Below are 12,588 nucleotides of genomic sequence, written 5' to 3' on the forward strand. Positions count from 1 at the left end.
ACGGCCGGCTGGTGCAGCAGCCAGGCGAGCGCGACGTCGCCCGGCTCCGCACCGAGCTCCTCCGCGAAGTCCTCGTACTGCTCGATCTGCTCCCGATGCGCAGCGAGCGTCTCGGCGGCCCGGCCCGTCGTACGGCGGCTGCCCTCGCGCTCCTTGCGCACGACGCCGCCGAGGAGCCCGCCCTGCAGCGGCGACCAGGGGATGATCCCGATGCCGTTCGCCTGCGCGGCCGGGATCACCTCGAGCTCGATCTCACGCTGCAGCAGGTTGTACAGCGACTGCTCGCTGATGAGTCCGGTGAAGCCGCGCCGCCGGGCCTCCGCCTGCGCGGTGGCGAGGTGCCAGCCCGCGAAGTTGCTGCTGCCGGCGTAGAGGATCTTTCCCTGCGCGACGGCGACCTCCATCGCCTGCCAGATCTCGTCCCAGGGCGTGTCCCGGTCGATGTGGTGGAACTGGTAGACGTCGATGTAGTCGGTCTGCAGCCGCAGGAGGCTGGCGTCGAGCGCCCGCCGGATGTTCAGCGCCGACAGCTTCGCGTTGTTCGGCCAGGGGTCCATCTCGCCGTAGAGCTTCGTGGCGAGCACCGTGCGCTCCCGCCTGCCGCCCCCCTGCGCGAACCAGCGCCCGAGGATCGACTCCGTGCCGCCGGGTCCGGTCTTGCCGCCGTAGCGGTTGGCGGTGTCGAAGTAGTTGATGCCGTGCTCGTGCGCGGCGTCCATGATCGCGAAGCTGTCGGCCTCCTCCGTCTCCATGCCGAAGTTCATGGTGCCGAGACAGAGGCGCGAGACGGTGAGGCCGGATCGGCCGAGGTGGGTGTACTCCATGGGATCAGCCTGCGCCGCGGCGGATCAGAAGACGCTGTAGCCGCCGTCGATCGTGAGCACGGATCCCGTCATGAAGCTCGAGGCGTCGCTCGCGAGGAACACGATCGCGCCGGCCAGCTCGTCGGGCTCGCCCGCGCGCTGCTGGGGTGTGTCCTCGATCCAGTACCGCTGGAAGCGCGGCTCGTGCAGCGGCGTCATGTCGGTGTGCATGTAGCCGGGCGCGAGCGCGTTGACGCGGACGCCATGCGGCGCCCACTCCGCGGCGAGGCTCCGGGTGAGGTGGTGCACGGCCGCCTTCGACGCGTTGTACGCGGGCTGCCACTGCGGCCGGTTGACGATCGAGGCCGACATCGAGCCGATGTTCACGATCACGCCCCCGCCCGACTCGATCATGTGCCGCCCGAACACCTGGCTGGCGATCCAGAGGCCGTCGAGGTTCACGCCCATCACGTCGCGCCACTCCTCGTCCGTCACCTCGAGGGCCGGCTTGTGGATGCAGGCGCCGGCGTTGTTCACGAGCACGTCGATCCGGCCGAACCGGTCGACGCTCTCCGCGAGCATCCGCTCGATGTCGGCACGCACGGTCATGTCGGCGAGAACGACGAGGGTGCCGACGCCGAGCGCGCCGAGCTCCTGCTCGACCTCCGCGGCGCCGGCGGCGTTCCGGCCGACGATCACGATGTTCGCGCCCGCCTCCGCGAGTGCCCGGGCGAACGCGCGGCCGAGTCCCCGCGTGGAGCCGGTGACGACGGCCGTGCGGCCGGTCAGGTCGAAACGATCGAGGACGGCCATGGCGGGCTCCTTCCGGCCCGGCGACGGCGCGCGGACTCGTGGGCAGGCTAGCGAGCGCCTGTCGAGGATGCGCCGAGGATCGTGCCGTACTCCCCCACGAGCAGCCGTCGCGCGGGCACGTCCTCGTCGATGCCCGGGTAGCGCGGCGACTCGAGCAGGAACACGTTGTCGCTCTCGTCGTCGTTCACGCTCGAGACCTCGCCCCCGAGCACCTCCTCGCCCTCGGCCCAGAAGCGGTGGCGGATGCCGCGGGGCACCTGCACGCCCTGACCGGGTGCGAGCCGCAGCCGCTCACCCGGCGCGACCGTGTGGGGCAGCCCGTTCACGAGCGCGCGCACCGGCGAGTCCGCGTCGTCCGGATGGACGAGCTCGACGACGAGGTCCCCGCCGCCGCGGTTCAGGATGTCCTCCGTCTTGCGCGGATGCAGGTGGAAGGGCGTCTCCTGCCCGACGCGCACGTGCAGCAGCTTCTCCGCGTAGGTCTGCCCGAGGCCCGCCGCCTGCTCCGCGAGGGTGCCGTTGCGGAGGGTCAGCAGGGTGAGCCCGGTGCGCGCGAAGTCGCCGCGGCCGAAATCCGTGACGTCCCAGCCGAGCCCGCGCTCGAGCGGCACCTTCAGCTCGGCGGCACGATCGAGCCACTGCTCGCGCGACCACGAGGCGAACGGCGGGAGCGGGAAACGGTGCTCCCCCGCCAGCGTGACGGCGGCGTCGATGGCCGCCTCGATCTCGGACCGCTTCAGCACGAGGACCTCATGCCCTCATCCTGGACCCGCCGCCCTGCCGGCGGCGTCGGTCACTGCAGGTAGCCGTCCTCCGCCGCGCGCCGGATGAGGTCGGCTTTGCGGCTCGCCGGGCGGCGGGCCTTCGAGTACTTCTCGCGCACGCGCCGCAGGTACGTCTTCGCGGTCTCGAACTGCACGTGCATCTCCTCCGCGACCTCGAGGGTGGAGCGGCCACCGGCGTACAGCCGGAGCGCCTCCTCCTCGCCGACGCTGAGGCGGGGCTTCTCGAGCGTGACGGCGGCGGCGGGCAGCGGTCGCCATGGACGCGGCACCGGGGTGCCGGAGGCGAGGCCCATCACCTCCCGGGCGACGGCCATCACCTCGCCGAGCGGCTGGGACTTGGACACGAAGGCCGAGGCGCCCGCCTTCAGCGCGCGGTCGCGGAGGTCCGCGGTGTCGAGGCCGGTGAGCACGATGACCTTCGCGCCGGCGGCGCGGCAGGTGCGCACGCGGGCCTCGATGGAGACGGGTTCCTTCAGCTGGACGTCGATGAAGACGAGGTCGGTGGGGAAGGCCGGGCTGTGCACGAGCTGCAGCCACGACGCCGCGGTGAGCACGACGTCGAAGTCCTCGGCGTTCGCACGCATCCAGGAGGCGATGCTCTCGAGGAGCACCTCATGGTCGTCGAGCAGAGCGACGCGGACCCGGCGGGGCTCGGCCTGCTGCGCGGGCTGCTGCTGGGCGGGCGCCGCAGCGGGCCGGGGGGCGCGCATGGCACCACCGATGACCGTGGGCACGGCCGGGTGGGACGCCTGGTCCCGTGAGGTCTCGTCGACCGACATGGTTCTCCGTGGGTGTGGATCGGGTGTCCGTCGGTCGGGGTGCGACCGAGCGGTTTGTACCCCGATTGTGCCCCCCGCGCCTCGCTCCGCGCTCGGTCGAGCCCCGGAATTCCGCGGAATGCGCCCTGGACTGGGGTACAGAAGGGGGTCAGAAGAGGGCCGGCTGCACCGCGGACGGGGGGTGCGGCGGCCCCGGGACGATCCCGGCGGCGCGCGACCGGACCGCGCCCGTCGCGTCGTCTGCGCTGCCGACGGCGAGCCCGTGCTTCGCGAGAAGGGGCCGGATCCGGGACGCGAGCCACTGCCGGTACGCCTTCGGCGCATACGACCCCTCTGCGTACATGCCCCGGTAGGCACGCAGGTGCTGCGGATGCGTGCGGGCCAGCCAGTCGAGGTACCAGTCCTTCACGCCGGGCTTCAGATGGAGCGCCGACCAGAGCACGAAGCTCGCGTCTGCGGCCTTGATCGCGGCGAGCGCCCGATCGAGATGCTCGACGGTGTCGGTGAGGTAGGGCAGCACCGGCATCAGGAACACCCCGCAGGGCAGTCCGGCCTCGCGGACTGCGGCGACTGTGGCGAGCCGCGCGGCCGTGGTCGGGGTGCCGGGCTCCACGGCGTGCTGCAGGTCGTCGTCGAAGACCGCGATCGACATGGCGAGATCGACCGGCACCTCCTCCGAGAGCCGGGCGAGCAGCGGCACGTCCCGTCGCAGCAGCGTGCCCTTGGTGAGGATCGAGACGGGTGTGCCGGATGCGGCGAGCGCCTCCAGCACGCCGGGCATGAGCCGGTAGCGCCCCTCCGCCCGCTGGTAGGGATCCGTGTTGGTGCCGAGGGCAACCGGCGTGCGCGTCCACGACGGCCGGCGCAGCTCCTTCGCGAGCACGTCGCCGACGTTGACCTTCACGATCACCTCGGAGTCGAAGGCGCCCGCGTCGGCGAACTCGAGGTAGGCGTGCGTCGGCCGGGCGAAGCAGTAGACGCAGGCGTGCGAGCAGCCGCGGTACGGGTTGATCGTCCAGCCGTACTGCGTGCCCGGAACGGATCCCGGCACCTTGTTCAGGGCCGACTTCGCGAGCACCTCGTAGAAGGTGACGCCCGCGAACTCCGGCGTACGGACCGTCCGGACGAGGTTGTTCAGCCGCGCGAGCCCCGGCAGGGAGTCAGCGCTCGGCGCATCGAGCTGCTGCCCCGCCCATCTCATACCCTTATTCGAACACGTGTTCGAGCGGGGGTCAAGTCAGGCGATGAGCCCCAGGGCACGCGCCGTCACCGCGTGGATCCGCTCGACGGCCGCCGGGTCGTCGGACAGCATGCGGCCGAAGCTGGGGATCATGGCCTTCAGCTCGGGCTCCCAGGGGGGCATCCGCTCCGGGAAGCACCGGCGCAGCACGTCGAGCATGATCGACGTGCTCGTCGAGGCGCCGGGCGAGGCACCGAGCAGGCCGGCGATCGTGCCGTCGGCCCCGGTGACGACCTCGGTGCCGAACTGCAGCACGCCGCCCTTCTTCGGGTCCTTCTTGATCACCTGCGCGCGCTGGCCGGCGACGATCTTGACCCAGTCGCTCTCCTTCGCCTCCGGCATGAAGCCCTGGAGCGCGGCGAACTTCTTGGTGCGCGTCGCGAGCAGCTGCCCGATGAGGTACTTGAGCAGGCCGAGGTTGTCCTTCGCGACCGCGAGCATCGGGATCAGGTTGTGCGGCTTGACCGACAGGAAGAGGTCGAGCAGGCTCCCCTGCTTCAGGAAGCGGGGCGAGAAGCCGGCGTAGGGCCCGAACATCAGCGAGGCCTTGCCGTCGACGATCCGGGTGTCGAGATGCGGCACGCTCATCGGCGGCGAGCCGACCTCTGCCTTGCCGTAGACCTTCGCGTGGTGCTTCGCGACGAGGTCCGGGTCGTCGGCACGGAGGAACTCGCCGCTGATCGGGAAGACGCCGAAGCCGCGCGCCTCGGGGATACCGGACTTCTGCAGCATCTTCAGCGCCCAGCCGCCCGCACCGACGAACACGAAGCGCGCCCGCACCTCGTGCTTCGACATGCCGACGAGCTGCTTCGCCCGGATCCGCCACAGGCCGTCGCGCTCGCGCTTGAGCCCGGTGACCTCGGTGTTCAGCAGCAGCTGCCCGCCGTCCGCGACGAGCGCATCGGTCAGGGCCCGGGTCAGGGCGCCGAAGTCGACGTCGGTGCCCTGCTCGGTGCGGGTCGCCGCGATCGGCTCTGCCTTGTTGCGGCCGAGCACGAGCAGCGGCGCCCACCCGTGGATGACGGCGGGGTCCTCGCTGTACTCCATGCCCGCGAAGAGCGGGTTCGCCGTGAGGGCCTCCCAGCGCCGGCGCAGGAAGTCGACGTTCTCGGCGCCCCGCACGAACGTCATGTGGGGGGTGGAGTTGATGAAGCCCGTGCCCACGGGCAGCCGCGCGTTCGTCACGAGGGACGACCAGAACTCGCGGGAGAGCTGCCACTGCTCGTTCACCTTGACGGCGCTCGCGATGTCGATCGTGCCATCGGGCCGCTCCGGCGTGTAGTTCAGCTCGCAGAGGGCCGCGTGGCCGGTGCCCGCGTTGTTCCAGGGGTTGCTGCTCTCCTCCGCGACGGCGCCGAGGCGCTCGTAGATGCGGATGGACCAGTCAGGCTGAAGTGCGTGCAGCAGGGTGCCGAGCGTGGCGCTCATGATGCCCCCGCCGATCAGCACGACGTCGATCGGTTCGTCTGTCGCCACGCGTCAACAGTACGCCGCGCGTGCTGCGCACCCGCGCCCCCGCCCGGGGGTGCCGGCCGTCGGTGAGCGCCCTCGCGGCGCGGTCAGCGGGTGGCGGCGACCCTCGCGGCGAGCAACTCGGCGATCTGCACGGCGTTCAGGGCGGCGCCCTTGCGCAGGTTGTCGTTGCTGATGAACAGCGCGAGCCCTCGGCCGTCGGGCACGCCCTCGTCCTGGCGGATGCGGCCGACGAGGCTCGGGTCGATGCCGGCTGCCGCGAGCGGCGTCGGCACGTCGGCGAGCTGCACGCCGGGGGCGCCGTCGAGCAGCTCCCGCGCCTGCGCCGGCGTGATCGGCTCACGGAACTCGGCGTTGACCGACAGGGAGTGCCCGGTGAAGACCGGCACGCGCACGCAGGTGCCCGACACGAGCAGCCCCGGCAGCTCGAGGATCTTGCGGCTCTCGTTCCGGAGCTTCTTCTCCTCGTCGGTCTCGCCCTCGCCGTCGTCGACGAGGTTGCCGGCGAACGGCAGCACGTCGAACGCGATCGGCGCCACGTACATCTCCGGTCGGCCGAGATCGACCGCGGATCCGTCGTGCACGAGCTCCTCCAGGCGCCCGGAGGCGACGCCCCGCTCGATCTGCCCCTTCAGCTCCGCGACGCCGCCGAGGCCGCTGCCCGACACCGCCTGATAGGTGCTGACGACGAGGCGGGTGAGCCCGGCCGCAGTGTCCAGCACCTTCAGCACCGGCATCGCCGCCATCGTCGTGCAGTTCGGGTTCGCGATGATCCCCTTGCGCGCCTCGTCCACGGCGTGCGGGTTCACCTCGCTCACGACGAGCGGGACGTCCGGATCCATCCGCCAGGCGGAGGAGTTGTCGATCACGATCGCGCCGGCCGCGGCGAACCGCGGCGCCTGGGCGCGTGACGTCGTGGCCCCTGCAGAGAACAGGGCGACGTCGAGGCCCGAGGGATCCGCCGTCGCGGCGTCCTCGACGACGACGTCCTCGCCCCGGAAGTGCAGCGTCGTTCCGGCCGACCTCGCCGAGGCGAAGAAGCGGATCTCCTCGATCGGGAAGTCCCGCTCGGTGAGGAGCCGGCGCATCACCCCGCCGACCTGACCCGTGGCGCCGACGACGCCGACCCGGAGGCCGCTCACCGGCCGGTTCCCGCGTAGACGATGGCCTCGGTCTCGCCGTCGAGCCCGAAGGCCGCGTGCACCGCGATCGCCGCGGCCTGCACCGTGTCCGCCCGGGTGACCACGGAGATGCGGATCTCGCTCGTCGAGATCATCTCGATGTTGATGTCCGCATCGGCGAGCGCGCGGAAGAGCTGGGCGGAGACGCCCGAGTTCGTCCGCATCCCGGCGCCCACGAGCGCGAGCTTGCCGATCTGGTCGTCGTGCTGCAGCGTCAGGTAGCCGAGCCGCGCCTGGTCGGCGCTGAGCGCCGCGATCACGGACTGCGCGGACGCCTTCGGCAGCGTGAACGAGATGTCGGTGAGGCCCGTCGAGGCGGCCGACACGTTCTGCACGATCATGTCGATGTTCGCGCCGGTGCGGGCGACGGTGGTGAAGATCTCCGCGGCGCGGCCGGGTTCGTCCCGCACCCCCACGACGGTGATCTTCGCCTCGCCGAGGTCGGTGGCGACCCCCGCGATGACCGGTTCCTCCACGGGTTCTCCCTTCTCGTCGAGTCCCGGCGCCGCCGGGTTGTACACGATGGTGCCCTCCTTGTTGTTGAAGGAGGAGCGGACATGCAGGGTGACGCCGTGCCGGCGCGCGTACTCCACGGCACGGATGTGCAGCACCTTCGCCCCGCCGGCCGCCAGCTCGAGCATCTCCTCGCTCGAGATGCGGGCGATCCGTCGGGCCCGCGGCACCACGCGCGGATCGGCGGTGAAGATCCCGTCGACGTCGGTGTAGATCTCGCAGGTGTCGGCCTCGAGCGCCGCGGCGAGCGCGACCGCGGTCGTGTCGGAGCCGCCCCGGCCCAGTGTGGTGATGTCGCCGGTGCCCCGGTTGAAGCCCTGGAACCCCGCGACGATGGCGATCGCGCCCTCGTCGAGGGCGGCGCGGACCCGGCCGGGCGTGACGTCGACGATCCGCGCCTGCCCGTGCTGGGCGTCGGTGATCATGCCGGCCTGGCTCCCGGTGAACGAGCGGGCGTCGTGGCCCATGCTGCGGATCGCCATGGCGAGCAGGGCCATCGAGATCCGCTCCCCCGCCGTGAGCAGCATGTCGAGCTCGCGCGGCGCGGGCAGCAGCGTGACCTCGTGCGCGAGGTCCAGCAGCTCGTCGGTCGTGTCACCCATCGCGGAGACGGCCACGACGACGTCGTTGCCCGCCTTGCGGGTCTCGACGATGCGCTTCGCGACCCGTTTGATGCTCTCGGCGTCGGCGACGGAGGATCCGCCGAACTTCTGCACGATGAGGCTCACCTGGAGGTCCTTCCGGATGGGACAAGGGAGTCTATCGGCGGGCTGGCGTGGGGCGCCGACGGCCGGATCCGGCGTCCCGGCGGGGCACGCATCCTCCAGCCGCGGCGGCGTGCGGATCCGTCCGGGCACGCGGCTCCTCAGGCGGAGCGGCCCGGGCGGCATGATGCGGTGCGCGCCGCGCAGCCCGGGCGACGGTCAGGCCGCGCGGAGGAAGGGGATGAGCGCGCTGTTGACCGTGTCGGGCGACTGCTCGGCCGGGTAGTGCCCGGCGTCCTTCGCGAGAACGGTGTGCACGCGGGCGACGGAGTGCGCGAGGCCCTCCGCGACCTGGGTCCCCCGGCCGTAGCGCCCGGCGACGGCGAGGCCGGGCACCTGCAGCCGGCGCCGGATGGCGCGGCGCACCACCCGCGCGTCCGTCGCCTCGGCCCGGTACAGGGCGAGGGTCGCCTTCAGCCGGTCGTCGCCGGAGTACGCGCCCATGTAGGCGACGTGGGCGTCGAAGTCGAGGCCCGCCGGTCCGGCGCTGCCGTCGAGGTAGGCGTCGACGGTGGCGTCGTGCCGCCCCGCGAGGAGCCGTTCCGCGACGCCTTCCGGCGCCTGGAACAGCGACCGGTGCCAGGTCGGGTAGGTCTCCGACTCGGTGGCCTCGACCTCGATGCCGGGCGGCACGTCCTCCTCGACGACGATCGCGGCGACGCGGCCGGGCTGCTGCGCGGCCATGAGCACGGCGATGGTGCCGCCCCAGTCGTGGCCGACGACCGCGAACCGTCCGACGCCGAGCGCGTCGAGCACGGCGAGCACCTCGCCGGCGAGGGTCGCTTTCGCGAGGTCGCCGGATCCGGTGGACGTGTCGCCGAGCCCGCGGGCTTCGACCGCGATGGCGCGGTAGCCGGAGCGGGTGAGCGCCGGGACGACGTGCCGCCAGTGGAGCGCCGTGACGGGCCACCCGTGGACGAGGACGACGGCGGGTCCGCGACCCGTGTCCTCGACGTCGAGACAGGTGCCTGCACCTATGGGGACGAGCATGCGCGATTGTATCCGCGCGATCCCCGGCCTCCGGGTGCGACGTGCGGGAGGAGCCGGTCGATCAGTGGTCGACGAGCCGCCGGCCCTCGAAGGCGCGGCCGAGGGTGACCTCGTCGGCGTACTCGAGGTCGCCACCGACCGGCAGGCCGGATGCGAGCCGGCTGACCGGCACGTCCATGGTGCGCAGCAGCCGCGACAGGTAGGTGGCGGTGGCCTCGCCGGTCATGTTCGGGTCGGTGGCGAGGATGACCTCCTGCACCTCGCCATCGGCGAGCCGCTGCACGAGCTCCCGGATGCGGAGGTCGTCGGGGCCGATGCCGTCGATGGGGCTGAGCGCCCCACCGAGCACGTGGTAGAGGCCGCGGTACTCGCGGGTGCGCTCGATGGCCGCGACGTCCTTCGGCTCCTCCACAACGCAGATCGACGCGCGGTTGCGCCTGGCGTCACGGCAGATGCCGCACCGCTCCTGGTCGGCGACGTTGCCGCAGAGAGAGCAGAACCGCACCTTCTCCCGCACCTCGAGCAGGATCTCACCGAGGCGGGTGACCTCGAAGCCGCGGGTCTGCACGATGTGGAACGCGATGCGCTGCGCCGACTTCGGGCCGATGCCCGGGAGGCGGCCGAGCTCGTCGATGAGTTCCTGCACGATCCCCTCGTACATCAGCTCACCTCGCTCGGTGTCACGGTGGTCTCCTCGAGGAAGCTCGCACCGAGGATCTCACGCACCACGGCCTCGCCGTACCGCTGCTCGGGCGGCGCCGTGACGACGGGGGCGCGGGGCGTCTCGGCCGGCGCGACGGCCGGTGTGCCCGAGAAGGCGGGCGCGGGCTCGGGTGCGGCCTGACCGCCGTCGACCTTGGGCAGGAACTTCACCCGGATGCCGAGCACGGACAGGATCGCCGATCGCAGCACCTCGCTCGTGCCGCCACCGGTGGGGGCCGCCTGGCGGAAGCTCTCGACGTCGCTGCGGCTCACGAACGACAGCGTGAGCACGTCGTCGTCCAAGGCGCGCGGATGCGACGTGTAGACGACGGCCCACGCGCTGCGCCGCGTGCGCTGCACGGTCTCGAGGATCTCCGGCCACGCGTCGCGCACGTGCTGCAGGGTGACGGCGCCCGGGTCGCGCTGCACGGACGCCGCGTCGGTGGGCTGCTCGTCCTCGGGGGCCGTCGATGCCGCCGCGGGCGTGGGCGGAGCGGCGGACGGGGGCGCGACGGCGGTGCTCCCCGCAGCGGGCGCGGGCGGGGCGACGGCCGGCGGCTGGTCCGACGGCGGTGCGACCGCGGTCGACTGGGCGGCGGGGTCGAGGGACGGTGGCGTGACGGTGGGAGCGGCGGCGGGCTCGGGCGGCCGGATCGATCCACCCTGGCGGGGTGCGGGCGAGGCGCCGCGCTGCGTGGGCGCCTCCGCGGTCTCGACGCCCACCCGGCGCTCGAGACGCTCGAGCCGGGCGATGGCGCCGCCGTCGCCCGCGGCCGCCGCGGGGACGAGCATGCGGGCGATCATGAGCTCCAGGTGGAGCCGCGGCGACGTGGCGCCGACCATCTCGTCGAGCGCGTCGCTGACGGTGTCCGCTGCACGTGACAGCTCGGCGGTGCCGAACCGCTGCGCCTGCACGATGAGGGCGGCGATCTGATCGGCGGGCGTGCCGCGGAGGACGCCGGCGGCGCCCTCGCCGGTGGCGGCGACGATGATCAGGTCGCGGAGGCGCTCGAGCAGGTCCTCGACGAAGCGGCGCGGATCCTGACCGGTCTGCACGATGCGGTCGACGGCCGCGAACGCGCCCGCGGCGTCCCGCTCGGCGACGGCGGTGACGACCTCGTCGATGAGGGAGCTGCTCGTGAAGCCGAGCAGCGCGGTCGCCCGCTCATAGGCCACGGTGGAGCCCTCGGATCCGGCGATCAGCTGGTCGAGCAGGGAGAGGGTGTCGCGGACGGAACCGCCACCGGCCTTGACCACGAGCGGCAGCACGCCGGGCTCGACGGAGACGCCCTCGGACTCGCAGAGCTCGCCGACGTAGGCGAGCATCTGGGCGGGCGCGACGAGCCGGAACGGGTAGTGGTGCGTGCGCGACCGGATGGTGCCGATGACCTTCTCGGGCTCGGTGGTCGCGAAGATGAACTTCACGTGCTCGGGCGGCTCCTCGACGATCTTGAGGAGTGCGTTGAACCCCTGCGAGGTGACCATGTGGGCCTCGTCGAGGATGAAGATCTTGAACCGGTCACGGGCGGGCGCGAAGACGGCGCGCTCGCGCAGGTCGCGGGCGTCGTCGACGCCGTTGTGGCTGGCCGCGTCGATCTCGACGACGTCGAGGGATCCGCTGCCGCCGCGACCGAGCTCGACGCAGCTGGGGCAGACGCCGCAGGGGGTGTCGGTGGGGCCCTCGGCGCAGTTGAGGCAGCGCGCGAGGATGCGCGCCGAGGTGGTCTTGCCGCAGCCGCGGGGGCCGCTGAAGAGGTAGGCGTGGTTGACCCGGTCTGTGCGCAGCGCGGTGCGTAGCGGCTCGGTCACGTGCGACTGGCCGATGAGCTCCGCGAAGCTCTCCGGCCGGTAGCGGCGGTAGAGGGCGGTGACCATCCCAGAAGGGTACGTGCGGGCTCGGACATCGCCGGGCGCGCCGGACCCCTTGTGCACAACCGCCGTCGCCGCTCGCATCCGGGCGCAGGCGCAGTGGCGCGCGCCCCGCCGACCGGGCCACTTCGGACAGAAATGGCCGTCATCGGACGCCCGTCACGCCCGATCCGGCCCTCCGCCCCAGCGCGGGAGCCCGCGCGCGGCCGGTCGGACCGCCCACGACGCGCGCCGCGGGAGCAGCGGCGCGCAAACGAACGCGCAGACGAAAAGGACCCCCCGCGCACCCGCCAGAGCCCGGTTGCCCTTGCTGCGTTTCCGCCCTGGGGGAGTTGGCCTGGATGGCGCCACGCGGGGAGCCGGCGTCCAGTGTACGAGGCGCTCGGGCCGGCGACGCGACGGCGGGCCGGATGTGTTGGCGCCCGGCGGCCGGTAGGATGCTCTGGCTCCGCTCCTGCGGCAGCACCGGAGGATTCGCCTAGTGGCCTATGGCGCACGCTTGGAAAGCGTGTTGGGTGAGAGCCCTCGGGGGTTCGAATCCCCCATCCTCCGCCAGGTTTGACCCCTCGGATCCGCTTGTTTCCGGGGTTTTCGCCGCCGCCCGGCGCAAAATCCCCCACAAATCCCCCACAAGTCTGTGGGCCCTCACCTCTTCGCGGCGGGCCGAGACGGCGTC

Annotated in this window: 11 protein-coding genes, 1 tRNA gene and 1 other RNA gene; 1 reads left to right on the top strand and 12 read right to left on the bottom strand. The window is 72.4% G+C overall.

The genetic code is table 11. From position 1 onward, the window contains the following. The 12 genes from JWQ92_RS05930 to ffs form a co-directional block, all read right to left on the bottom strand. Positions 1–824, bottom strand: an 824-nt coding sequence (locus tag JWQ92_RS05930) for an aldo/keto reductase (protein WP_297343547.1), incomplete at its 3' end; no start/stop codon positions are given. A 24-nt stretch (positions 825–848) separates the two neighbouring features. Beyond that, on the bottom strand, positions 849–1,616 hold the full coding sequence (locus JWQ92_RS05935; RefSeq protein ID WP_297343548.1) for an SDR family NAD(P)-dependent oxidoreductase: 768 nt from the start codon (positions 1,614–1,616) through the stop codon (positions 849–851). 47 nt (positions 1,617–1,663) lie between these two features. After that, a complete protein-coding gene (locus tag JWQ92_RS05940; protein WP_297343549.1) occupies positions 1,664–2,359 on the bottom strand; it encodes a D-lyxose/D-mannose family sugar isomerase in 696 nt (231 codons plus the stop codon). A 50-nt stretch (positions 2,360–2,409) separates the two neighbouring features. Beyond that, positions 2,410–3,180, bottom strand: coding sequence for a response regulator (locus tag JWQ92_RS05945; RefSeq protein WP_297343550.1), 771 nt, complete (start codon positions 3,178–3,180; stop codon positions 2,410–2,412). A 148-nt stretch (positions 3,181–3,328) separates the two neighbouring features. Then, positions 3,329–4,381: an Rv2578c family radical SAM protein gene (locus JWQ92_RS05950; RefSeq protein WP_297343551.1), complete on the bottom strand. Its 1,053-nt coding sequence runs from the start codon at positions 4,379–4,381 to the stop codon at positions 3,329–3,331. A gap of 36 nt (positions 4,382–4,417) precedes the next feature. Further along, positions 4,418–5,896, bottom strand: a complete 1,479-nt coding sequence (locus tag JWQ92_RS05955; RefSeq protein WP_297343552.1) for a malate:quinone oxidoreductase — start codon at positions 5,894–5,896, stop codon at positions 4,418–4,420. A gap of 83 nt (positions 5,897–5,979) precedes the next feature. Next, complete coding sequence (locus tag JWQ92_RS05960; RefSeq protein ID WP_297343553.1) at positions 5,980–7,035, bottom strand: aspartate-semialdehyde dehydrogenase; 1,056 nt, start codon at positions 7,033–7,035, stop codon at positions 5,980–5,982. After that, on the bottom strand, positions 7,032–8,315 hold the full coding sequence (locus JWQ92_RS05965; protein WP_297343554.1) for an aspartate kinase: 1,284 nt from the start codon (positions 8,313–8,315) through the stop codon (positions 7,032–7,034). The genes JWQ92_RS05960 and JWQ92_RS05965 overlap by 4 nt, the downstream gene beginning before the upstream one ends. A gap of 195 nt (positions 8,316–8,510) precedes the next feature. Further along, the gene (locus JWQ92_RS05970) at positions 8,511–9,341 is read right to left on the bottom strand and encodes an alpha/beta hydrolase (RefSeq protein ID WP_297343555.1); all 831 of its coding nucleotides are present in this window, start codon (positions 9,339–9,341) and stop codon (positions 8,511–8,513) included. Between the two features lie 61 nt (positions 9,342–9,402). Then, complete coding sequence (gene recR, locus JWQ92_RS05975; protein ID WP_297343556.1) at positions 9,403–10,002, bottom strand: recombination mediator RecR; 600 nt, start codon at positions 10,000–10,002, stop codon at positions 9,403–9,405. After that, a complete protein-coding gene (locus JWQ92_RS05980; RefSeq protein WP_367276713.1) occupies positions 10,002–11,918 on the bottom strand; it encodes a DNA polymerase III subunit gamma and tau in 1,917 nt (638 codons plus the stop codon). The genes recR and JWQ92_RS05980 overlap by 1 nt, the downstream gene beginning before the upstream one ends. Positions 11,919–12,179: 261 nt before the next feature. Further along, positions 12,180–12,276: signal recognition particle sRNA small type (gene ffs, locus JWQ92_RS05985), an RNA gene on the bottom strand. Positions 12,277–12,379: 103 nt separating this feature from the next. Here ffs and JWQ92_RS05990 point away from each other — a divergent pair. After that, a tRNA-Ser gene (locus tag JWQ92_RS05990) sits at positions 12,380–12,467 on the top strand. The last annotated feature ends 121 nt before the right edge of the window (positions 12,468–12,588 follow it).

It is taken from the genome of Amnibacterium sp. (assembly GCF_025463795.1).
In the GTDB taxonomy this organism is placed as follows: Bacteria; Actinomycetota; Actinomycetes; order Actinomycetales; family Microbacteriaceae; genus Amnibacterium.